Source organism: Nocardia abscessus, assembly GCF_015477775.1.
GTDB classification, from domain to species: Bacteria; Actinomycetota; Actinomycetes; order Mycobacteriales; family Mycobacteriaceae; genus Nocardia; species Nocardia abscessus_A.
The window spans coordinates 211,413-234,173 of record NZ_JADLQO010000008.1; the positions used below are offsets into that span (position 1 = coordinate 211,413).

A 22,761-nucleotide genomic window follows, 5' to 3' on the forward strand; every position below is an offset into this window, starting at 1 on the left:
GCAGCGGCGGCGATCGGGCAGTATGGAGGCCGTGATCCTCCGCCGAGACTCCGCTACCGCGACCGAGCTCAAGCCCGCGGGCGCCGTCCGCCCGCCCTCGCCGCATCCGTCGGGAGCTCGACCGCCGCAATTGCCGCCGGAACTGGTGCCCAGCCATGTGGCGCTCGTCATGGACGGCAACGGGCGCTGGGCTCAGGAACGCGGATTGCCCCGCACCGCCGGGCACGAGCGCGGCGAGGCGGTGCTGATGGACACCGTCGAGGGCTGCATCGAGATCGGCGTGAAGTGGCTGTCGGCCTACGCCTTCTCCACCGAGAACTGGCGGCGCAGCCCCGAGGAAGTGCGCTTCCTCATGGGCTTCAACCGTGACGTGATCCGCCGCCGCCGCGACGAGATGCACGAGATGGGCGTGCGGGTGCGCTGGGCGGGTCGCCGCCCGCGCCTGTGGCGCAGTGTGATCAAGGAACTGGAGATCGCCGAGGAACTCACCAAGGACAACACGGTGATGACGCTGACCATGTGCGTCAACTACGGCGGCCGCGCCGAAATCGCCGACGCGGCAAGGGAGATCGCGCGCCGGGTGGCGGCGGGGGAGATCGATCCGGAGAAGGTCACCGAGGCGACGGTGGCGAAGTACCTGGACGAACCGGACATGCCGGATGTGGATCTGTTCCTGCGCCCCTCGGGCGAATTCCGCAGCTCCAACTTCCTCATCTGGCAGTCGGCCTACGCCGAATTCGTCTACCAGGACACGCTTTTCCCCGATTTCGATCGGCGCAACCTGTGGGAGGCATGTCTGCAGTACGCTTCGCGGGACCGCCGTTTCGGCGGCACCAAGTGAACGGCGGCACGGACATGGACGCAGCGGTGACCCCGGATCAGGAGCTGCAGGCACGGGCCGGAGCCTGCCTGTCGAGCTACGGCATCGACGTGCGCGTCGACCCCGAAGGGTCACTGGGATTCGAGTACGAGGGCGCGCTGTGCTCGCTGCGCGCGGTGAACCTGGCGCCCGGCTTGGACGTGGTGAGCCTCACCTGTGTGCTGGCCTGGGACCGTCCGCTGAAGCCGCAGCTGCACAAGCGTGTGGCCGAGCGCAACAACGCGCTGCAATTCGGTTCGCTGACCGTGATCGGCCGTGGCCGGCTCGCCGACGTCATCCTGCGCTACACCTTCCCCGCCGCGGGCTTGGACGACCAGGCCCTCACCACGATGCTGCTGCTCGTGCTGTCCAACGCGGGCCGAGCCAGGCAAGGGCTGCTACTGCCCTGACTTCGGCGACCACCACCGCGTCGGTCCCGAGTCCGGCCCGCGTGCGCAGGCCTGCTGTGACGGCCGGATCAGCCGATGTCCGTGTGAGTCGTTTCACCGTAGGGGAGCAGGGTGCGCACGCCGCGCGCCAGCGTCTGCGGGTCGAGGTCGCCGAGGATGAGGTGCTGGAGGATGAACCCCGGTAGCAGCCCGATGATCGCTTTGGCCACGGCGTCGACGTCGGCGTCTTCGGGTAGCCAGCCTTTGTCGCGCATGCGTTCGGCGTAGGTCACCCACAGCGCGCGCATCGCGATCATCGTCTCGCGGACCATCACCGCCGCGCCGGGATGCACCAGGGCCAGCGCCCAGGCTTGCGGCGCCAGCCGCACCGGCCCGTCGGGCCCGCTGCGCCGCACCACCTCCTCGGCGATCATGGTGATCAGTTCGGCGGGCGTGGGGAGCGGGTCGCGACTTATCGCCTGGTCCATGGCGATGCGCAGCGACACCGTCGTCTCCGTGGCGAGCGCGGTGACCAGCTCGTCCTTGCTCTTGAAGTAGCGGTACACCGCCCCGGCCGAGAGTCCGGATTCCGCGAACACGTCCTGCATGGAGGTCTCGTAGAACCCCTTGCGGGTGAAGCAGCGCCGCGCGCCGTCCAGGATCTGTTGCCTGCGGCGTTCGAGGTGCTCTTCGCTGACTCGGGGCATGGTCCAAAAATAAAACGAATATCCGTTCTTGACAACCGAGAGGTCGCGTGCGACGGTAGGCGCAACTAAAAAGAACGAGCATTCGATTTTTAGGAGTAGGCCATGAACACCACGCAGCGGGCGTTCGCTCTCGGTCTCGGCGCCGCCCTGCTTCAGGCGCTGATGCTGATCGCGTTCGCCTGGCCGGCCGCCAACATCGAACCCCGTGACCTGCCGCTGGCCGTCACCGGTCCGCAGGCCGCGATGGTCACCGGCAAGCTCGCCGAGCACAGTCCGGGCGCCTTCGAGATCAGCACCCCCGCGGACGAGGCCGCCGCCCGCGTCGCGATCGAGGACCGGGAGGTCTACGGGGCCATCGTCACCGGCGACGGGCCCCCGCGCGTGCTGGTCGCCTCCGGCGCGAGTCCCGCTGTGGCGCAACAGCTCACCCAGATCGGGCAGCAGCTCTCCGGCGCGCCCGCCGCCCGGGTCGAGGACGTGGTGGCGGCCGACTCGGACGATCCGCGCGGCGCCGCGTTCGGTGCGATGGTGCTGCCGCTGGTGATGTCCGGTATCGCCGCCGGGGTGCTGCTGGCCCTGTTGATTCCCGCGATCGGCGGCAGGGTGATCGGGCTGGTCACCTTCGGTGTCGTCGGCGGATTGCTCAGCATGGCGATCATTCAGGGCTGGATGTCGGTGGTGCCCGGGTCGTACCTGGTGCTCGCGTCGGTCGCCGGACTGGTGTCGTTCGCGGTCGCAGGCGCGGTCGTCGGGTTCGCCGCCGTGCTCGGGCGACCCGGCATCGGCATCGCCGCGCTCACCATGCTGCTGATCGGCAATCCGTTCTCGGCGGCCACCTCGGCGCCCGAGCTGTTGCCGCAGCCGTGGGGCGCCGTCGGACAGCTGCTGCCGCCTGGAGCCGCTGGGTCGCTGCTGCGCTCGGTCGCGTTCTTCGACGGCGCCGCCGCGACCGGCCCGCTGGTGGTGCTGCTGGTCTGGAGCGCCGCCGCGCTCGCACTGCTCGGCGCGGGCGCGCTGCGCGGTCGTCCGGCCGACACTCCGGCTCCGACGCGGAACCCGGTGCCGGTCAGCTGAATTCGGTCACCGCGGCGGCCCGCCCTCGGAAGAGCGCGGGCCGCCGTCGGTGTGGAAGGCGACCCACATCCGCCGCCTGTGAGCGACCCGGCCGCCGTGCGGCGCCGGGTCGCTCTCACGTGCCGCGATGGCGAACTCCGCGGCACGGTTCGGCCGACCACGGGCCGCGTCGCGGCGTCGAGCAACGCCGCCTGCTCCGCCTCCTCGGGCCCGCGGGCAGGTCGCCGGACTTGGAAGGACTCGGTCGGCATCGCAGACGTTTCGTCGTCGCGATGCCCGGCGAAAGGCTCAGGGGGATTCAGCCGATGGTGAACGTCAGGGTGGGTGCGGTCGCGGCGCCCTCCTGCTTCTGGGCGTTGTAGGTCACCGTGTAGGGGCCGGTGCCGGGGGAGGGGACCACTCCGCGTTGACCGGATGCGCCGGGCAGCGGAGCGATCACCCGTTGCGTCGGCGCGCCGTCCCGCATGTCGTGCAGGTGCCGAACACCTCGAGGGTGTGGCTGATCTCGGTGAAGCCGTGCTCGTGCGCGATCGCCTCGGCCCACGCCTCCACAGTCGGACCCTCCACCTCCACGGTGCGGCCACAATGCCTGCACACCAAGTGGTGATGGTGGCCGGTGGAGCACTGCCGGTAGACCGACTCGCCGGAGTCGGTGCGCAGCACATCCACCATGCCCGCGTCGGCCAGCGACTGCAGCGTCCGGTAGACCGTGGTCAGCCCGATTCCCTCGCCACGTTTGCGCAGCTCGTCGTGTAAGTCCTGGGCGGAGCGGAACTCATCGATGTCACCGAGCAGCGCGGCGATGGCGCTGCGCTGCCTGGTGCTGCGGATACCGACCGGTTTCTGCGGAGCGGCCGTGTTGTCTGGCACGAATCACCCTTCCTCGGCGTGCGCGACGGCGTCGACGACGATGTGCGCCAGATGGTCGTCGACGAGTTCGTAGAGCACCTCGCGACCCGAACGCTCACCGTGCACGACACCGGCGGCCTTGAGGATACGCAGATGCTGACTGACCAGTGGTTGCGTGACCCCGAGCGCGTCGACCAATTCGTGGACGCAGCGCGGCGACTCGCGCAACTGCAGCACGATAGCAATCCGCACCGGCGCGGCCAGTGCCCGCAACAACTCACCCGCGTCCTCCAGCACGGTGCGGGCGGGCACCGGCGCCGGGCCGGGCGACCGATACGGGTTGTGCGGCGGAGCCGCGGCGGTCTCGGCGGTCATGTCACCAACTCCTTAATGGAAAGCATTACCAGTTTGCGTATGCACAGGTGCGCATGTCAAACGGGCGCGCCGAACCGTGCGGTTGAAACCGGCGCCGGGCCTGCCGATAGGCTTGGCACAATCGCAGCCTCGACGCAAAACTATCGTGTCGAGGCGACACGAATCCGACTCGCAGTGGATGGAGAATTCTCGCGTGGCACCCAAGTCGAAGGTGGACACCGTTGCCAACCTCGCCAAGCGCCGGGGTCTGGTGTACCCGTGCGGTGAGATCTACGGAGGCACCAAGTCGGCGTGGGATTACGGTCCGCTGGGTGTCGAGCTCAAGGAGAACATCAAGAAGCAGTGGTGGCGCGCCATGGTCACCAGCCGTGAGGACGTCGTCGGCCTCGACTCCTCGGTGATCCTGCCCCGCCAGGTGTGGGTGGCCTCCGGCCATGTCGGCGTGTTCAACGACCCGCTGGTCGAGTGCCTGAACTGCCACCACCGCTTCCGGCAGGACCACCTGCAGGAGGCGTACGCGTTGAAGAACAAGATCGATGACCCGGACACGGTCTCGATGGAACTGCTCGCGTGCCCGAACTGCGGCACCGTCGGCCGCTGGACCGAGCCGCGCGACTTCAACATGATGCTCAAGACCTACCTCGGCCCGATCGAGTCCGAGGAGGGCCTGCACTACCTGCGCCCGGAGACCGCCCAGGGCATCTTCGTCAACTTCGCCAATGTGATGACGACCGCGCGCAAGAAGCCGCCGTTCGGCATCGCGCAGATCGGCAAGAGCTTCCGCAACGAGATCACCCCGGGCAACTTCATCTTCCGCACCCGCGAGTTCGAGCAGATGGAGATGGAGTACTTCGTCAAGCCGGGCGAGGACGTGGAGTGGCACAAGTACTGGATCGAGACCCGGTTCTCCTGGTACACCGATCTCGGCATCGCCGCGGAGAACCTGCGGCTGTTCGAGCACCCGAAGGACAAGCTCTCGCACTACTCGGCGGGCACCACCGACATCGAGTACCGCTTCGGCTTCCAGGGCAACGAGTGGGGTGAGCTGGAAGGCATCGCCAACCGCACCGACTTCGACCTGAAGACGCACTCCGAGCACTCCGGCACCGAGCTGAGCTTCTTCGACCAGTCCACCAACGAGCGCTACATCCCGTACGTGATCGAGCCCGCGGCGGGCCTCACCCGCTCGCTGATGGCCTTCCTGGTCGACGCCTACGCCGAGGACGAGGCGCCCAACGCCAAGGGCGGCGTGGACACCCGCACGGTGCTGCGCCTGGATCGCCGCCTCGCGCCGGTGAAGGCGGCGGTGCTTCCGCTCTCGCGCAACGCCGATCTCACGCCGAAGGCGAAGGATCTGGCCGCGCAGCTGCGCAAGAACTGGAACGTCGAGTTCGACGACGCGGGCGCCATCGGCCGCCGCTACCGCCGCCAGGACGAGATCGGCACGCCGTTCTGCATCACCGTCGACTTCGAGACGCTCGAGGATCAAGCGGTGACCATCCGCGAGCGCGACACCATGACCCAGGAGCGCATCGCGCTGGACAAGGTGGAGGGCTACCTCGCCCAGCACCTGATCGGCGCCTGAGTTCGCCGTCGCGTCCCGTGGTCGTAACCGGCCGCGGGACGCTGTCGTTCAGCAGCTCTTCTTGCGCGTGGTGATGCCGATCGTGGTCGGAATGAGCAGCGCGAGCCCCCAGGGCACGGCGACCCAGAACGGCCAGAAGTAGCCCGCGCCGGTGTTCACTCGGCCGATGGCGCGGGGTGACCTTGTGTGCCAGAGGGATTCAGCGGAACGTCCCAGAACGCCAGCTCGTGCCGCAGCCCTTCGCGGAACAGATCTTCCGCGCGTGCCGGGTCGGCGCCGGACTCGTCGATCATCTGGGCGCAGCGGCGGGTGAGGGCGGCGAATCCCGGATCGGCATAGGTGTCGACCCAGCGGCGGTAGCGCGGTTCGCCGGGCGGGCGCTGGGCCAGCCGCGCGCCGAGCGTCGAGTACCCCCACATGCACGGGTAGAGGGCGGCGAGGCCCTCGCCGTAGGACGCGGCCGAGTCCAGGAGAAACGCCGTGTACGCCGCGCACGGCGCGCCTTTGGCGGCGCCGTCGAGGTCGGCGCCGAATTCGGCGGCCAGCGAGCGGTGCAGTGACAGTTCCTCGTGGTAGGTGGCGTGCGCGAGGTCGACCAGGTCGCCCAGATGGGCCGCCGGAGCCTGCCACGCGAGACGGGCGAACACGCGGACGTAGTCGAGCAGGAACAGATAGTCCTGCTCCAACCAGGACCGGAAGACCGGCTCGGGCAGGGTGCCCTCGGCGATACCGGCCACGGTGGGGTGGGCCAGCTGTTCCTCCACCGAAGGCAGACCGATCTTCTCCAGATGTGCCGCGAGACTCATACCGGCAGTCTTCCGCATCCGTCCGCCCGGTCGGTTTGCACCCGTGCCGGTGGTGCCGCACTCTTGCGGAATGTTGTGGGATGAGGACGCTCCGATCCGGCCGTTGGCGCCGTCGGAGCAGCGGTTCGTGCGGCACGGCACCTACACGGGCCGGTCGGTGTCGGTGCGCGGCGTGCTCGACGTGACCGCGATGGGGGAGGCATTCACGGCGTTGCGCCGCGCGTATCCGGTGATCGGCTGTCGCATCGCGGAAGACGCTGCGGGACAGGGTTATCTGCTCGAAGCGGACGAGGGCGCATGGGTACCGGCTTCGGTGCGGGAAGGTGACGTGGCGGCGATCGTCATCCCCGCTGTGGATCCCGCGGTTCAACTGGCCTATCTGGACGCGGTGGGCACGGGCGCGGACGAATGGCGGGTCACCCTGTTCGCTCACCACAGCGTCGCCGATGCGGGGCATTGCGTCGAACTGCTGGCGAGACTGTGGGACTGCTACACCGGCATTGTCGAGGATCAGCGTAGAAGCCTTGTCCCGCAGGCGATTCCGCAATCCCTGGAGTGGTATGTCGCCGCGCGGGGCATCGCAAGGGCCGCGGTCTCCGGATTCGAGGACGTGACCGAGCCGCTTCCGTCCGAGGAGACGACAGCGCCGCCCGACAGCGCGCAGCCCGCGCAGAGCACGCTCGCCCGCCCCCCGCGCGTGCGGCTGGACCGAGACGCGACCGCACGGATCGTGGATCTGGGCCGCAAGACCGGCGTGACGGTGAACGGCCTGCTCACCGCGGCGCTGTTGCGGGCGTACGCACGGGCCGCCGTCGGCGGCGCGACCGAGCTGGGCTGCCTGTACCCCGTGGATCTGCGCACCCGGCTGGAGCCTCCGGTCGCCGCCGCGGCGGGCACCAACATGGCCGGGCTGGCTTCGTTCGCGGCGGAGGTGGATCCCGGGGCGAACGTTCTCGAACTGGCACAGCGCGTTTCATCCCGGTTGACGCACGATCTGGCCGAAGGGGTCGTGCAGCAGTCGGTGTTGCATTTCCCGGACTACTACGGTGTGACGAGGATCCACTCACTGGCCGGGCATGTCGCGGTGACCAACACCGGAGTGGTGCCCGCGTTCCGCATGCCCGCCGGTCTCGAACCGACCGATTACGAGATCGTCTATCTCTCCGCGCATCCCCGCCCCTCCGCGGGCGCGTCGGCCGCGGTCACCTATCTCGTCTACACCTTCACGGGCAAGCTGACCGTCGGCGTGCTCGGTGGCGGCGTGCACACCGAAGACCTGCTCGAGGAGGTACGGGCCGAGCTGACCGCGTTGTCGGCAGTGTGCGCGAGCTGATCCGCCTGGGCAGGCCGTGGCAGCCGAGCTTCGCGGCAGCCACGGCCTGGTCTCATTTCGGCTGGACTGGCTCTTGCAACTCGGTGACCCAGCCCGCGGTGTCCTCGGTGTAGACCAGGGTCACCTCGCGGCTGGGCCCGGTGATGCGGTAGCCGTTGTCGTCGATCCAGCGTCCGAGCGCCTGCCAAGGTTCCAGGACCAGGTCCATGCTGCCGCGATGCACCACGGTGGCGGCCCGGTCGATCGCGGGCAGATCCACCACCGCGAAATCGTGTCCGCCGTCCGGATCGAGGTCGACGGGCATCGCGGCGTGGGCGAGAACCGTGCCGTCGTCGCGCTGTTCGTAGTACGCGATGCCGGGACCGACCGGCGTGACCTCGGCCCGCGCCAGCCGCGCGCACAGGTCCTCGAACAACGGACCGATCACCGGCCCGATCGACCCGGGTTCGAAGTCGCCCGCGACACCGGTCAACTCGGCTACTCGGACGGCGGGGACGGATTTGATCACCACATCGTGGGCAGGCATGAAGCCCTCCTTCTCGATGACGCGGAGCCTCGTCTCGACCTGGGTCAGGCGTGCGCGGTCGCTGGTGATGCGCTGCTCGAGCTCGGCGCGGCGGAGCATGAGCATGCCGCGCAGTTCGGCGCCGCCCACCCGCTCGTCCAGGATCCGGCGCACCTGTTCGAGGGTGAAGCCGAGATCCTTCAGCGCGACGATGCGATTGAGCCGTGCCAGCTGTCCCGCTTCGTAATAGCGGTAACCACTGGCGGCGTCGACCCGCGCGGGCCGCAGCAGCCCGATCGCGTCGTAATGGCGCAGCATGCGCACCGACACCTGTCCGTGCCTGGCGAAGTCTCCGATACTCAACATGACGGGTCCCGGTCTACGTTCTCACACGGTGTCAGGGTCAAGACGTGGTCAGAATCTTCCGCCGCGACCGATCCGCCGGGAGCCCGACGAACCGCCGAACGAGCCCGGGCTCCAGCCGCCCCCGGATCGCCGTCCGCCACCCGCCGCCCCGCGTAGCAGCCCTTCTAGCAGGATGCCGCCCAGCACCGCCCCGGCCTGCGCGCCGCCGGACGGCCCCTGGCTCGCCTCCCAGGCGCGCACGCCGGCCTGCGCCGCCTGCAGTGCGCGCCCGGCCAGATCCGCCGCCGCCTGCGCGTGCCGCAGTGCCGCGGCCGGATCGCTCACGCTCAGCCGCCGCGCCTCGTCGAGATTGCGCTGTGCCTCCGAGAGCCGCGTGCGCGCTTCGGCGTCGACGCCGCCGCGACGAGTGGCGAGGAAGTCGGCGGCCGAACCGATCCGCGCGCCCGCGTCGGTGAGCGCGTGATCGAGCCTGCGCGCGAGGTCCTCGGCAGCGAGTTTGCGGTCGGTGGCGGCGGCGAGAGCGCGGTCGAGGGCGGCGTCGGCGGTGACCGCGTCGTGGAAGGCGCTCAGCGGGTCGGTGTCCGCCGAAGCGGACGCCTTGTCCCACACGGACTGCGCGGCGGTGCGGGCATCCGATAATTCCGGCCCACCGTAGCCGGAGAGCTCGGCGGCGGAGGCGATGTCGCGGCGCAGCTCGTCCAGCACGGCGGGCAGGCCGTCGCGGGCCTGCCGGATGGCGCCGGAGGCGTTGTCCACCGCGTCGAGCAGAGCACGCGCCTGACCGATCGCCGCTTCGGCCGACCGGATGGCGGCGACCGCGCCGCCCTGCTCGCCGACCGGCTCGGTGAGGGCGGCCCGTCCCGCGTCGATGTTCTGCTCCGCGAAGGCGATTCGCTCCCGCGCCATCCGCACGTTGTCCTCGATCGGCGCGAGCACACTCGCCGGATGGGTGGCGGCGAGCCGGTTCAGCTCGGCCTCCGAATCAGGGATCCGGGCGGTGAACTCGACAATGTCCCTGGTCAGAGCGTCCAACCGGATCGGAGCGTCGAGCAGCAGATCACGCATGGCGTCGAAGGCGGCGACCTGTGCGTCGAGTTCCCGGTCGGCGCGCCCCACCGTGCCGATCAGCTCGACCAGCAGTGCGCGCTGGTCGTCCGGAGTCTCGGGGATGGCGTCGTCGAGGCGCTGGCGGATCGCGAATGCCTCGGTGGCAGCGGCTTTCGCGCTGTCGAGGGCCGTGCGGAAGGGGGCGGTCGCGGTGGCGCCGAACTCACCCGCGGCGAGGTCGAGTTCCTCGCCGCTGGTGCGCACCGCGTTGTCGATCTCCACGAGCGCCTCACGCGAGCGGGCGTGCAGCGCGTCCAACGGCAACGCCGACAGCGCCGTGGCGTTCTCCGGGTCCACCTGCCGCGCCGCCGCCAGCTCGGCCTCGGACCGGTCACGCCGCCGTTTGCGCGCGTACCACAGGAGACCGCCCGCCCCGAGGACGACGAGCAGACCGAGGACGAGCAGTGCGCGGACGCTCACCCCGCCGCCGCGCATCGCCGCGTCCAGTCCGTCGGCCGTCGCGACCCCGGCATCGGCCCAGCGGCCGTCGCGCAGGGCGGGCTCGACCTCCCGGATCACGAGGCCGTCGAGCTCGGAATCGCTGACGCCGCTGGGCAGTTCGCCTACCAACCAGTACGCGCGGTCTTCGGTGGCGACCGCCAGCAGGAGGTCCCGCTCGCCGAACCCGGACATCGACGCGGTGCGCGCGGACCAGTCCTGCGGGGTGAGTCCGTCGAAGTCGCGCACGTACACGACCCACAGCCGGACCTGCTGGTCGGCGTAGAGCTGGTCCACCGCGTTGCGAACCTGGTCGCGCTGACTACCGTCGAGCGCGCCGGCCGGGTCCTCCACATAGGTGTCCATCCGCAGCGGTGGTTCCGCCCCGGCCGTCGCAGTCCCGGACAGGGCGATCGCGGCGAGCAGAACGCTGATCGCGAGCATGCGAGCTTGGCGGAACCGCGGCGGCGATGACATGGCACGAATCTAACTCGCTAGCATCGTTTCGTGATCACCATCGATCGCCCGTACAGCGGCCACGTGTCCCCGGATTCGAACCCGCAGCAGCGCGATGTCCCCGGCGCCCGCATCGTCAAGATGTCCGTCGGCGGCATGGACAACAACTGTTACCTGGTGCAGTGCGCCGCCACCGGCGCCGCCCTGCTCGTCGATGCCGCCAACGAGGCTCCGCGCATCGCCGCCCTCATCGAGCAGGAGGCGCCGGGACAGGTCGAGCTGATCGTCACCACGCATCAGCACCGTGACCACTGGATGGCGCTGCGGGAGATCGCCGCCGCCACCGGCGCGCCCACCGCGGCCCATCCGCTCGACGCCGACCCGCTCCCGGTCCGCCCCGACCGGCTGCTCGCCGAAGGCGACACCGTCTCGGTCGGCGACCTCGTGTTCGAGGTCATCCACCTGCGCGGCCACACGCCGGGCTCGATCACCCTCGCGCTCGCCGACGGGGCGGGCCGGACCCACCTGTTCACCGGCGACTCGCTGTTCCCCGGCGGCGTCGGGCGCACCACCTCCCCGGCGGACTTCACCTCCCTGTTCACCGACGTGTCGACCAAGCTCTTCGACCGATACCCCGACGACACCGTCGTGTACCCCGGTCACGGTGACGACACCACCCTCGGTACCGAACGCTCCGACCTTCGGGACTGGCAGGCCCGCGGCTGGTAACCGGCCTGCTCGCCGGGGCAGTCGACGCTCGGAAGGCGTTCGCCCCGCGCGAGGAGCCGGTAACCCTTCGGAGCCCGAACCGACGGTTACCGGACCGTGATGCCGCTCCTGGCAGACTTGGGGAGTGGATTTGCCAACGATGCGCACTCGAGCTCTCCCGGCTCCCGACCCGGCCCGGCCGCACGGCTTCGGCGCGGGGTTGCTGCGCTGGGCACGGCGACTGGTCGTCGGTTCGGTGGTGATGGGGGCGGTGCTGGTCGGCGGGACCGCGTTCCGCGTGTGGCAGGTCGCGCGCATCGAGGACTACACGAAGGCCGACGCGATCGTTGTGCTCGGCGCGGCGCAGTACTCCGGAACGCCGTCCTCGGTGTTCGAAGCGCGACTCGACCAGGCGTACAAGCTGTTCCGGGCCGGTGTTGCGCCGCGGGTCATCACCGTGGGCGGCAAGCAGGAGGGCGATCTGTTCACCGAAGCCGCTTCGGGCAAGAACTACCTGCAGGCGCGCGGCGTGCCCGGCGACAAGATCCTCGCCGTCGAGACCGGTTCGGACACCCTGCGCAGCGTCGAGGCCGTGGCGACGGCGATGCGGGCGCGGGACATGTCCTCGGCGGTGCTGGTCAGCGATCCCTGGCACTCGCTGCGCACCCGCACCATGGCCAGGGACGAGGGTCTGGCGGCGTGGACCGCGCCGACCAGGACCGGGCCCGCCGTCTACACGCGCGAATCCCAGGCGCACGGCATCGCCCGGGAGACCGGCGCTCTGCTCTGGTACCAGCTCACCCACTTCTCCGCGGACTTCACCTACACGGCGGGGCAGTGAGACGCGATGAGCGCCCTATACACCGATCACGACACCGAGCGCCTCGTCCTAGAGGGCGCCAAGACCGCGGGGCTCGGCCCGCCGCGCAGTGAGTTCGAAACCGGCCATCGCACCGAGTTCGCGCGTGACCGCGCCCGCGTGCTGCACTCCGCGGCCCTGCGCAGGTTGGCCGACAAAACGCAGGTCATGGGTCCCCGCGACGGGGACACCCCGCGCACCCGGCTCACCCATTCCCTGGAAGTCGCCCAGATCGGCCGCAGCATCGCCGACGGCCTCGGGTGCGACCCGGACGTGGTCGACCTGGCCGGGCTCGCTCACGACATCGGCCACCCGCCCTACGGCCACAACGGGGAGAAAGCCCTCGACACCTTCGCCGACGCATACGGCGGGTTCGAAGGCAACGCGCAGAACCTCCGCATCCTCACCCGCCTCGAACCCAAAGTGCTCGAGCCCGACGCCACCAGCGCGGGCCTGAACCTCACCCGTGCCGCACTCGACGCGGCGATCAAATACCCGTGGGGCCGAACGGGTCCCGGCACCAAGTTCGGCGCCTACGAGGTCGACATCGAGCGCCTGGAGTGGATCCGCAAGGGCGCGCCGGACCGTCGCCGCAGCCTCGAATGCCAGATCATGGACTGGTCCGACGACGTCGCCTACTCGGTGCACGACGTCGAGGACGGCGTCATCGCGGGCCGGATCGACCTGCGCGCGCTGGCCGACCCCACCGAGCAGGACGCGCTGGCGGCGCTGGGTCAGTTCCAGCACTCGCTGGCGGCCGACGAACTGATCGCCGCCGCACAACGGCTGTCGGAGCTGCCGGTGGTCGCGGCGGCGTCCGGCTACGACGGCACGTTCACCGCCTCGGTCGCGCTGAAGCGTCTCACCAGCGAGCTGGTCGGCCGCTTCGCCACGGCGGCGATCATGGCGACCAGGGAAGTGGCCGGGCCGGAACCCGTGTCCCGATACGCCGCCGACCTGGAGGTGCCGCGCATCGTCGCCGCCGAGGTGGCACTGCTGAAAACCGTCGCGTTGCGCTACGTGATGTCCGACTCGGCGCACCAGTTACGGCAGGCCGCGCAGCGTGAACGCATCCTCGCTGTGGCCGAGCGATTGCTGGCGACCGCGCCGGACAGTCTCGATCCGGTGCTGCTGCCGTTCTGGGATGCCGCGCGCGACGACACCGCCCGCGTGCGCGTCGTGGTGGACCAGATCGCCTCCTACACCGAAAGCCGCTTGGAGCGAGTGGCGGTCCACCTGAACGCCTAGATCGGAGGATGCGCGGCGGCACCGAGGGTCACGCCGACAGATCGGTGGACTCCGGTAGGTCCGTCGGCTGCGGCTCGTCGGCGGGCTCCGGCAGGTCGGTGGACTCCGCGCGCGCCATTTTCACCAGTGCCGCATGCAGTTCCTTCGCCGAGGCCCCCGCGCGATCTCCACGCAGGACCACCTCGGTGAAGCCCTCCACCAGAGCGCGGCCGGGGTCCAGCAGACCGGCCCCACTGCCGCCGCGGAGAAGGGACTCGTTGATCAACGTCCGCAACGCTTCTTGTCGAGCCCGGAAACCACCCGCGACGTCCAATGCCCTCGCGAATTCACGGACGACCGTCGAATACACCGGCCGCTCGACAGGCCCGCGCCTACGAAATATTCTTCGCGTTTGCTGCGGAGCTGCCCCGCCCGGCGTAGGTGGGGCAGCTTTATCCAGGACGATCCACACCTCGGCCGGTCCCTCCGACATCGTTGTGGGTGTCGGCCTCGGACGCGATTCCGGATCGTCGGTGAGTTCAACGCCCCGCAGCGGAATCGGGTATTTCGCCAGCAGGTCATCGATGGCGGAAGCAATCTCACGGACCGCCTGCACGTCGACATCCGCGGCATCGAACCCTACGAGTTTCAAGCCGTGCCGCGCCGACATCTCCCGGGCGATCCGACTCACCTCGGAAGCGTCGGTGGTGTCGGTCTGCGGTGTGAGTGGGGGGCGGTGCTTGGTTTCTGCGCGCTCGCTGGGTGTGGGGGCGGGTCGTTGTTCGGGTGTGGCGTGGTGGGTGCGGTTGTGTTGCGGTGCGGGGGCGGCGGTGGCCTTCCGATCTGATGCCTGGGCGGCTGCGTCAGCGGTCCGCTGCATGCGTGCCCGCTGGGCGGGAGGATCGCTCGGGTCGATTGATGCGGGGTCGGTCTGCGGTGTGGGGGCGAAGTTGCCTGTGCTGCCGGGTTGCCGGTGAGGTCCGGGATTGTTCCCGTGGGCCGAGGGGGCGTTCTCCGATCCATCCACCGGTGGGATGGGCTCCCTATGGGGCGATAGGCCAGTCCATGGAATGTCGACCGAGTCGGGGGCGGTGTCCATCAGGGGCCGAGAAGGTACGGGGCCGCCTGCGTCCGCCTGCTCGACGCGTCCGGGATGGTCGGCGGTCGCGGTGTGTTCGGGCGCCACGAATTGGTTTGTGGCTCCGGTCCGTTGGCTGAGCTCGGGGTCATCGGTGAAATCGCCCTGCTGGATATGCGAGTCTTTCGGCTGCCCGGCCGCGGAGGGGTGTATGGGGTCGGTCTGCTGGATGGTGGTCGTGCCGTCGCTCTGCTCGCCCGGTGCGGGGGCCGTCCGCAGGTCGGGCGCGAAGTCGTCGGTGTCGTCGTTTGGCGGGGCGGGGGCGGCCGTGGTCGGGGCCTGCGGACCAGGCGCCGGTTCGGCCGAAATCTGGGTCCGCTGGATGGGCGCCGGGTGATCCGGAGTGTCGCTCTCGTCGCTCGATGCGGGGTCGCTCGGCTGGATGGGGGTGGGGTCTTCGGTCCTCCCACCAGCTGCGATGCCGTCCGTGGCCTCGAACGGCCGGGCGGGTGCGGATTTGTGTGTGGTGTCAGGCTGTCGGATGGGTGCTGGGCCCCAGGGTGTGGCGAACTCGCTAGGTCTGGGGTCGGTCTGCTGGATGACGGTGGGGTCGTCGGTCCTTCTGTCGGCTGCCGTCTCGTTTGCGGCTTCGAACTGCTGGGTGAGTGCCGAATCGTGGGTGCCGGGTCGCTGGGTGGGTGCCGGATGCCATGGGGTGGCGGACTCGGTGGATCGGGGAACGGTTCGCTGGACCGACGCGAGGCAGTTCGCCAGGTCGATCGGTGAGATCAGCTCGGGGCGGCGCTCGTTATCGGCTCGTGCCCGGGAGTCGTCCGCGATGGTTCGTGCTGCGCGGCTTGAGGTGTCGGTCCGCTCGACAGCCACCGGTTCGTCGGCGGCGTCGATCGGGGGGACGGGCTCGGCGCCATGCGCGGTATCGATCTCTGGGACGGATGGCGAGGCGTCTGCGGTATCGAGCTTCCCCGAGTCGGCCTGGGGGACAGCTGAGCTGGAGTCTTTCGGCCTCGGCTCGAGGTGCTGTGCGGTGTTGGTCCGTTGTGCTGACGTGCCCTGTAGGTGTTCGGTCCTCTGGCCGGGCGTCCGGTGATGTGGAGTAGCGCTCTCTTCGACGGGCACGGCGGCGGTGCGCATGATGGGCGGGAAGCCGTCTGCCGTCTGCGGGACGGGCTCGTGGCGCGGTGCGGTATCGGTCTCTGCCGAGGCGTCAGCATTACGGCTAGGTCGGCGTGGTGTGACTTCGTCTGGATTCGTCTGTTGGACGGGCGGCTGGTGATGTGGAGTGTCGCCGTCTTCGACGGGCGCGGCTGGGGTGCGTTGATCGGGGACGAAGTCGTGGGTTGGTGGGACGGGCTCGGGGCGGGGCGCGGTTTTGCTCCCTGCTGGGTCGTCGGCAGTGTGGCTAGGGCGCGGTGTGAATCCGTCCGAATCGGTCTGCTGGGACGGTTCACGGCCGGGTGCAACACCGGTCCGTGAGACGGTCCCGATGTGGTCGACGACGCCGGTCTGTCGCGCCGCCGCCCGCTGGTGTGCGTCGTCGAGCTGGGAAGCGGGCGAGGAGTCGATCTCGGCTCGCGCGGACTCGTCGGCGAAATCGGCCTGTCGGATCGGCGCGGAGTCGCTCGGCCGGACGGGTGTGGTGAGCGCTGGGTAGCCGGTCTTCCGGATCGGTATCGAATCGTCGGCAGCAACGATCTTCCGGCGCGCTGCGAGACCGTCGGCCTGGGTGCTCCGCGCTGCGGCTTCGAGGTTTTGCGCAGTGCCGGTCTCTCGCGTGGACGCGGGGCCCGGGGTGATGGAGGTCCGTCCGGCCGACCGGGGCTCATGGAGATTGTCGATCTGTGAGATCGGTGCTCCGCCGGTGCGCCGGATCGGTGCGGAGGCGACGACATCGGTCGGTTGGATGGCTGCGGCATCGTCCTGCTGGACGGGTGCGGGGTTGTCCGCGTAATCGGTTCTCCGAATCGGCGCCGAGTCGGCTGTGACGGCGACCTGTGGGATGGACGGGGCGTCGTCGTTGTCGCTTCGCCGGACGAAGCCGGAGTCGCCGGTTCGCCCACGGGTGAACTCGAATTCCGAGCGACGCGGCGCGGCCGGTTGCCATGCGGGCGCGGGCAGTTCTGCGATCGGGACGCCTGTCGCGCGGGGCGCGGACACTCGAACCGGTGTGCTGGGCACGGTCGGGCACGGCCTGACGACGCGCCTCGACCAGGGCGTCGCCGGAGGCCGTCGCGACCACGGAGTGGGCATCACCGCGCGATCGGATTCGGCAGGCGATTCGGTGGCGGCCTCCTGGGCGATGACCGCTTCGGCTCGCGCCACAACCGGCTGTACGTCGTGCTGGTCGCCGCTGACGAGCGCCTCCGCGGACGCGATGGTCGCCTTCAACTCGCTGACCGTGCGCCCGGCCTCCGCGATGAGCCGCTCCAGTGTCGACACCATCGCGCGCAGTTCGCCCGTGTCGATCCGCGACGGCTGGCTCACGATGTCTCCCGCTTGTCCTCATCAGGTCTTGCCGCGGTGCGCTGGCCTGCGCCGACACTCTGATCTCGGATCGCCGAAAGCAGACTGTGGTGCCGGTTATTGTCACCCGAATCCACGGGACCTCTCGGGGTTGGGAAGATCGATGACGGTCGCGAGTCGCCGAGCAGCTACCGGATCGCAACATGCGCCGCGCGTCGTTGCCCGGTCGAAACCGAGGAGGCTCCAAGCGATCACGATGTGGACACGTATCCGCCGGCCGACCACTCCACCAACGGCCCTATCGCCGCGTCATCACTACCTCGCCCGGCATCGACACCGAAATGCCTTGCGCGGCAACATCATCCCCGTCGCCCCAGGTTGGCTACCATGGAAGGGTGCGGATCGGAGTAGGGCTCTCCACCGCGACCGGCGCGCGGCAGGCGGGCATGGAGGCCGCAGCGCTCGCCCGTGATCAGCTCGCGGGTGCGGCGCCGTCCCTCGCCGTGCTGCTCGCCTCCCGGGCGCATACCGACGAGGCCGTGGAGGTGCTGTCCGGCGTCCACCGCACGGTCCGGGTGCCCGCTCTGGTCGGGTGCGTGGCGCAGGCGATCGTAGCCGGTCGCCGCGAGATAGAGGACGAGCCCGCGGTGGCGGTGTGGCTGGCTTCCGGGCTGCCCGCCGCCGAGACCTTCCAATTGGAATTCCTCCGGACGGCGAGCGGCGGGCTGCTCGCCGGTTACCGCTTCGACAAGGCCGCACGCGACTTCCACTTGCTGCTGCCCGACCCCTACTCGTTCCCCGCCGACCTGCTGCTGGAGTACGTGAACACGGATCTGCCCGGCACCGTGGTGATGGGCGGGCTGGTGAGCGGCGGCCGAGGGCCGGAGGGCAGCCGACTGTTCCGCGACCACGCGGTGGTGACCTCCGGCGCGGTCGGGGTGCGTCTGCCGGGCTTGCACCATGTGCCGATCGTCTCGCAGGGTTGCCGCCCGATCGGCTACCCGTACACCATCACCGGCGCGGACGGCACCGTCATCACGGGGCTCGGCGGGCAGCCGCCGATCGAGCGGTTGCGCGAGATCGTCGCCGTGCTGCCGCCCGACCAGCAGGAACAGCTCGCCCGCGGCCTGCAGATCGGCTTCGTGGTCGACGAGCACCTGGCCGAGCCCGGTCAAGGCGACTTCCTCATCCGCGGCCTGCTCGGCGCCGATCCGTCCAGTGGCGCGATCGAGGTGGGCGAGGTCGTCGAGGTCGGTACGACCGTGCAATTCCAGGTCCGCGACGCGGTCGGAGCGGATCAGGACCTGCGGGCCGCCCTGGCACGGGCGCGGACGGATCTTTCCGGCCGGCCGGCCGGTGCGTTGCTCTTCACCTGCAACGGCCGCGGCCGCCGGATGTTCGGGGTGGCCGATCACGACGCCACAACCATCGAGGACGTGCTCGACGGCATTCCGCTCGCCGGTTTCTTCGCCGCGGGCGAGATCGGGCCCATCGCGGGCCGCAACGCGCTGCACGGATTCACCGCGTCGATGGCGCTGTTCGTCGAATGAGCGTCGAGCTGAGGGTCTACGCCGAGCTGAACGACTTCCTGCGACCCGAGGAGCGGTACGCCGTGCTGCGGCGGCCGTTCCGCCCGCACCAGACCGTCAAGGACGTCATCGAAGCCGCGGGCATCCCGCACACCGAGGTCGACCTGGTCTTGGTCGACGGACAACCGGTCGACTTCGATCACCAGCCGCCCACCGGCGGGCGGGTCACCGCGTATCCCGTGTTCGAGACACTCGACATCGGGTCCGTGACCAGGGTGCGCCCGCACCCGTTGCGCGCACCCCGGTTCCTCGCGGACGTGAATCTCGGGGGCCTCGCCAAGCTGATGCGGTTGCTGGGCCTGGACGTGCACTGCCGGTGGGACGCCGAGGACGCCGAACTCGCCGAGGTGTCGGCGGCCGAGCACCGGATCCTGCTCACCCGTGATCGCGGGCTGCTCAAGCGCCGCAACGTCACACACGGCGTCTACATCCGGTCGAACCAGCCGGTGGAGCAGGTGGTGGAGGTGATCCGGCGGCTCGATCTCGGCGCGTGCCTGGCGCCGTTCACCCGCTGCCTGCGCTGTGGCGGCGTCGTGGCCGAGGTAGCCAAAGCAGAGGTCGAAGATCGGCTGGAACCGCTCACCCGGCGTTACTACGACACGTTCCGGCAGTGCCACGAGTGCGGCCGCGTCTACTGGCAGGGCTCGCACCAGGCCCGGCTGGCCGAGACGGTCGCGGCGATCCGCGCGGAGCTGGACCGATCCTGATCGACCAGGCGAGCGGATTCCGGCGGGGTCGCCCCCGCCGCACCGGTCGGGGACAGGTCCGGCGGGAACGCGCTGTGTGGAGCCGCCCGGGCGCGTCGGCCCCGCGTTCGCCTAGACTCACTGCCGTGGCCGGACGACTTCCAGATCGCGATATCGCGGCGATACGCGAACGCGTCCGGATCGAAGACGTGGTGGGGGAGTACGTCGCGCTCAAGCGCGCAGGCGCGGATTCCATGAAGGGTCTGTGCCCGTTCCACGACGAGAAGTCGCCGTCGTTCCATGTGCGCCCCAACCACGGCCTGTTCCACTGCTTCGGCTGCGGTGAGGGCGGCGACGTATTCGCCTTCCTGCAGAAGATCGAGCACGTCGGGTTCGTCGAGTCGGTCGAGCAGCTGGCCGACCGGATCGGGTACCAGATCAACTACGAGGGCGGCGGCACCTCGGTGCAGCGCGACCGCGGCACCCGGTCCCGGCTGGTCGCGGCGAACGCGGCCGCGCACGAGTTCTACATGGCCCAGCTACGCGAGCCGGGCGCCGAAGCCGCGCGCAACTATCTCACCGAGCGCAACTTCGACGCGGCGGCCGCTCACCATTTCGGCTGCGGCTACGCCCCCGCGGGATGGGACGTGCTCACCAAGCACCTGCTCCGTAAGGGGTTCGACTTCAAGGAGCTGGAGGCGGCCGGGCTGTCCCGGCAAGGTCAGCGCGGCCCGATCGACCGTTTCCACCGGCGTCTGCTCTGGCCGATCCGCAACCTGTCCGGTGACGTCATCGGCTTCGGCGCCCGCAAGCTCTTCGACGACGACACCATGCCCGGCAAGTACATCAACACACCGGAAACCTTGCTGTACAAGAAATCCCAGGTGCTCTTCGGCCTCGACCACGCCAAGCGCGAGATCGCCAAGGGCCACCAGGCGGTCGTGGTCGAGGGCTACACCGACGTCATGGCGATGCACCTGGCCGGAGTGAAAACCGCCGTCGCGGCCTGTGGCACCGCCTTCGGCGACGAGCACCTCGCCCTGTTGCGCCGCCTGCTGATGGACGACAACTTCTGGCGCGGCGAGATCATCTACACCTTCGACGGTGACGCGGCGGGCCAGGCAGCGGCGCTGAAAGCCTTCTCGGGCGATCAGAAGCTCGCCGGTCAGACCTACATCGCGATCGCACCCGACGGTCAGGACCCCTGCGAGCTGCGGCAGCATTCCGGCGACGCGGCCGTGCGCGATCTGGTCGCCCGCCGAACGCCGCTGTACGAGTTCGTGATTCGCGGACTGCTGGCCGACCACAACCTGGACACCGCGGAGGGGCAGGTGGAGGCGCTGCGCCGCGCGGTGCCGGTGGTCGCCCAGATCAAGGACAACGCCCTGCGCAAGGCTTACGCCACCAAACTGGCCGGCTGGGTCGGCTGGGACGACATCCAGACCGTGGTGCGCCGGGTCGGCGAGGAAGCCAAGCGCCATCGCAACGGCGGCGGGCGCCCGGGCGTGCCGCGTGCGTCCGCGCCGCGCGACGTGGTCGCCGAACATCCTGCGGCACGGCCGAATCCGAACGATCCCACGCTCCTGCCGCAACGCCAGGTGCTGGCGGCCGCGCTCCAGTACCCGGCGATGGCGGGGGCGGGTTTCGACGCGCTCGAGTCCGAAGCCTTCACCCACCCCGCCTACGCGGTCGTGCGCATGCTGATCGCCGAGGCGGGCGGTACGGCGGCCGGGCTGGGTGGCGCGGAGTGGGTCAACGCCGTCGCGGACCGCACCGACGACCTGACCGTGCGCGCCATGCTGTCGGAGCTGGCCAACGAGCCGCTGCCGGTGAAAACGGAGGCCGACATCCCGCGCTTCGTCGCCGGTGTCCTGGCACGCACTCAGGAGGCCTGGGTCGGCAGGCAGATCGCCGAACTCAAGTCCAAGCTGCAGCGGGTCTCCTCGACCGAACAGCCGGAGGCCTACTTCGCCCTGTTCGGCGACCTCGTCGCCCTGGAGCAGTACCGCAAGAGTCTGCTCACCCAGGCGATGGGCAATCACGGCGATTTCGCCACCGGAGCTTAGAAGGCTTCTTCGCACGAATGCGTGATTCCTCGCACAGCGTTCGACGTGTGCGAGGAATCAGTTCGTTGTGCGGTTGAACTCCAGGTCAGCGGCGGAGTTGGTCGTGCGGGACCAGGACGGTGGTCCGCTCGTCGAGCGGCTCCATCGGCTCCAGACGGGGACGGGTGCTGAGCTTGTCCGCTAGTTTCTGCCTGCCGATGAGCACGAGCTTGCGGGTCACCGGGCTCTCGGTCAGCGCGCGCGTCGCGGCGCTGATCTGTTCGTAGCGAGCCCGCCCGGCCTTGCTGCCGAGTACGTAGCCGGCCGCCACGCCGATGATCAACCGCAGCATCTCGATGTGCTCCTCCCAGTTGCCAGTTCGCCGCCCCCATCCTGCCCGACGCCCCACACGCCTGTCGATCCGGATACCCGGTAGCAAGCCACCCGTCCCCACCGACAAGGCAGCAGGTAGCGGCGCGATTTGGGCTCCCGCCCAGCGATACGCTAGAGTTTCTCCTCGGCCCGCCCGATACCAACCGGACGAGCCAAGGGCAATCCCCTATAGCTCAATTGGCAGAGCAGCCGACTGTTAATCGGCAGGTTTCTGGTTCGAGTCCAGATGGGGGAGCATAACCAGCAGGTCAGGCATGTTCATCGTGTCTGACCTGCTTTAGTCTGCGGGCTGCGATCAAGAATACGCCAAGAATTCAGGTCCAAACGTTCTTGCGTTGCGCCGTTTCGCCTGTGGGTAGGGCCCATTGGCTTGTCGCTTCCGGCTTGACGGGTGAACGTCGCAGACTCGTGCCCTCGGTGGGGCACATCGAAGATGGCAACGGGGACGACCTGCGGTTTCGCGCGGTCAGTTGAGGATCGAAGCCGACTACCAACTGTAGGCTGGCCCAGCGGTGATATGAGATACCCGAGCCGCTGAGTGGGGGGTCAGGGTTTCGAGTCCCTTAGCTCCACGGAAATAGCAGGTCAGGCCGGTTATGGACCGGGCCTGACCTGTCTTGTTACGTCAGACCCTACGTTTAACCCCCACGTTTTGATTCCGCTTTCCGCCGTCACGCGCCAAGGGGCGCGGGACCGCACCGAGTGGTGTGCCGGTTGCCGAACAAAGTACGGCCGAGCGTCCGCACAACCTTTTCCTATCCGGTGCGGCCAGCGACCGTGATCTCGCCACAGCTGCGGAGCATGATGCCGTTGCCCTCGAAGGCGTGCACGTCAGCCACAGCCACG

The 22,761-nt window shown here is 69.4% G+C and carries 20 protein-coding genes and 1 tRNA gene; 12 read left to right on the forward strand and 9 right to left on the reverse strand.

Translation table 11 applies throughout. The annotated features are described in order from the left end of the window. Positions 1-22: 22 nt before the first annotated feature. The gene (locus tag IU450_RS21555) at positions 23-841 is read left to right on the forward strand and encodes an isoprenyl transferase (RefSeq protein ID WP_043688759.1); all 819 of its coding nucleotides are present in this window, start codon (positions 23-25) and stop codon (positions 839-841) included. A 14-nt stretch (positions 842-855) separates the two neighbouring features. Then, positions 856-1,269: a YbjN domain-containing protein gene (locus IU450_RS21560; RefSeq protein WP_195151538.1), complete on the forward strand. Its 414-nt coding sequence runs from the start codon at positions 856-858 to the stop codon at positions 1,267-1,269. A 68-nt stretch (positions 1,270-1,337) separates the two neighbouring features. Here the strand turns inward: IU450_RS21560 and IU450_RS21565 are convergent, their stop codons facing one another. After that, positions 1,338-1,955 carry a TetR/AcrR family transcriptional regulator gene (locus tag IU450_RS21565; protein ID WP_195151539.1) on the reverse strand — a complete coding sequence of 206 codons (618 nt, stop codon included), beginning with the start codon at positions 1,953-1,955 and terminating at the stop codon, positions 1,338-1,340. Between the two features lie 102 nt (positions 1,956-2,057). Between IU450_RS21565 and IU450_RS21570 the strand changes: the two genes are divergently transcribed. Beyond that, entirely contained in the window at positions 2,058-3,029 is a 972-nt protein-coding gene (locus IU450_RS21570; protein ID WP_195151540.1) for a hypothetical protein, read from the forward strand. A gap of 298 nt (positions 3,030-3,327) precedes the next feature. Here the strand turns inward: IU450_RS21570 and IU450_RS21575 are convergent, their stop codons facing one another. From IU450_RS21575 to IU450_RS21585, 3 genes are read right to left on the reverse strand one after another with little or no spacing between them, the layout of a single operon-like run. After that, positions 3,328-3,495 (reverse strand): hypothetical protein, encoded by a 168-nt coding sequence (locus IU450_RS21575; protein WP_195151541.1) that lies wholly within the window; start codon positions 3,493-3,495, stop codon positions 3,328-3,330. Next, positions 3,465-3,899 (reverse strand): Fur family transcriptional regulator, encoded by a 435-nt coding sequence (locus tag IU450_RS21580; RefSeq protein WP_043688762.1) that lies wholly within the window; start codon positions 3,897-3,899, stop codon positions 3,465-3,467. The genes IU450_RS21575 and IU450_RS21580 overlap by 31 nt, the downstream gene beginning before the upstream one ends. A 3-nt stretch (positions 3,900-3,902) precedes the next feature. Further along, entirely contained in the window at positions 3,903-4,253 is a 351-nt protein-coding gene (locus IU450_RS21585) for an ArsR/SmtB family transcription factor (RefSeq protein WP_043688763.1), read from the reverse strand. A 193-nt stretch (positions 4,254-4,446) separates the two neighbouring features. Here IU450_RS21585 and IU450_RS21590 point away from each other — a divergent pair, with 193 nt between their 5' ends. Then, positions 4,447-5,838: a glycine--tRNA ligase gene (locus IU450_RS21590; RefSeq protein ID WP_324197759.1), complete on the forward strand. Its 1,392-nt coding sequence runs from the start codon at positions 4,447-4,449 to the stop codon at positions 5,836-5,838. Positions 5,839-5,993: 155 nt separating this feature from the next. Here IU450_RS21590 and IU450_RS21595 read toward each other — a convergent pair whose 3' ends face one another. Beyond that, a complete protein-coding gene (locus IU450_RS21595; protein WP_195151543.1) occupies positions 5,994-6,644 on the reverse strand; it encodes a TenA family protein in 651 nt (216 codons plus the stop codon). Between the two features lie 70 nt (positions 6,645-6,714). On the opposite strand from IU450_RS21595, the gene IU450_RS21600 reads away from it, so the two are divergent. Beyond that, entirely contained in the window at positions 6,715-7,977 is a 1,263-nt protein-coding gene (locus tag IU450_RS21600) for a phthiocerol/phthiodiolone dimycocerosyl transferase family protein (RefSeq protein ID WP_195151544.1), read from the forward strand. Between the two features lie 52 nt (positions 7,978-8,029). On the opposite strand, the gene IU450_RS21605 is transcribed toward IU450_RS21600, so the two are convergent. Continuing rightward, entirely contained in the window at positions 8,030-8,848 is an 819-nt protein-coding gene (locus IU450_RS21605) for a MerR family transcriptional regulator (protein WP_195151545.1), read from the reverse strand. Positions 8,849-8,896: 48 nt separating this feature from the next. After that, entirely contained in the window at positions 8,897-10,870 is a 1,974-nt protein-coding gene (locus IU450_RS21610; protein WP_195151546.1) for a TPM domain-containing protein, read from the reverse strand. Between the two features lie 30 nt (positions 10,871-10,900). Between IU450_RS21610 and IU450_RS21615 the strand changes: the two genes are divergently transcribed. From IU450_RS21615 to IU450_RS21625, 3 genes are all read left to right on the forward strand, one after another. Further along, positions 10,901-11,578 carry an MBL fold metallo-hydrolase gene (locus IU450_RS21615; RefSeq protein ID WP_324197760.1) on the forward strand — a complete coding sequence of 226 codons (678 nt, stop codon included), beginning with the start codon at positions 10,901-10,903 and terminating at the stop codon, positions 11,576-11,578. A gap of 139 nt (positions 11,579-11,717) precedes the next feature. Then, positions 11,718-12,398 carry a YdcF family protein gene (locus IU450_RS21620; RefSeq protein WP_195151547.1) on the forward strand — a complete coding sequence of 227 codons (681 nt, stop codon included), beginning with the start codon at positions 11,718-11,720 and terminating at the stop codon, positions 12,396-12,398. A gap of 6 nt (positions 12,399-12,404) precedes the next feature. Continuing rightward, positions 12,405-13,664 (forward strand): deoxyguanosinetriphosphate triphosphohydrolase, encoded by a 1,260-nt coding sequence (locus IU450_RS21625; protein WP_195151548.1) that lies wholly within the window; start codon positions 12,405-12,407, stop codon positions 13,662-13,664. A 28-nt stretch (positions 13,665-13,692) separates the two neighbouring features. Here IU450_RS21625 and IU450_RS21630 read toward each other — a convergent pair whose 3' ends face one another. Next, on the reverse strand, positions 13,693-17,223 hold the full coding sequence (locus IU450_RS21630; protein ID WP_195151549.1) for a hypothetical protein: 3,531 nt from the start codon (positions 17,221-17,223) through the stop codon (positions 13,693-13,695). Positions 17,224-17,597: 374 nt separating this feature from the next. Here IU450_RS21630 and IU450_RS21635 point away from each other — a divergent pair, with 374 nt between their 5' ends. The 3 genes from IU450_RS21635 (at position 17,598) to dnaG (ending at position 21,543) form a co-directional block, all read left to right on the forward strand. After that, a complete protein-coding gene (locus IU450_RS21635; protein ID WP_195151550.1) occupies positions 17,598-18,752 on the forward strand; it encodes an FIST signal transduction protein in 1,155 nt (384 codons plus the stop codon). Further along, positions 18,749-19,498: a Mut7-C RNAse domain-containing protein gene (locus tag IU450_RS21640; protein ID WP_195151551.1), complete on the forward strand. Its 750-nt coding sequence runs from the start codon at positions 18,749-18,751 to the stop codon at positions 19,496-19,498. Before IU450_RS21635 ends, IU450_RS21640 begins: the two co-directional genes overlap by 4 nt. A 125-nt stretch (positions 19,499-19,623) precedes the next feature. Further along, positions 19,624-21,543: a DNA primase gene (gene dnaG, locus IU450_RS21645; RefSeq protein ID WP_195151552.1), complete on the forward strand. Its 1,920-nt coding sequence runs from the start codon at positions 19,624-19,626 to the stop codon at positions 21,541-21,543. An 85-nt stretch (positions 21,544-21,628) separates the two neighbouring features. On the opposite strand, the gene IU450_RS21650 is transcribed toward dnaG, so the two are convergent. After that, positions 21,629-21,874 (reverse strand): hypothetical protein, encoded by a 246-nt coding sequence (locus tag IU450_RS21650; RefSeq protein ID WP_195151553.1) that lies wholly within the window; start codon positions 21,872-21,874, stop codon positions 21,629-21,631. 203 nt (positions 21,875-22,077) lie between these two features. Between IU450_RS21650 and IU450_RS21655 the strand changes: the two genes are divergently transcribed. After that, a tRNA-Asn gene (locus tag IU450_RS21655) sits at positions 22,078-22,150 on the forward strand. Positions 22,151-22,761: the final 611 nt, after the last annotated feature.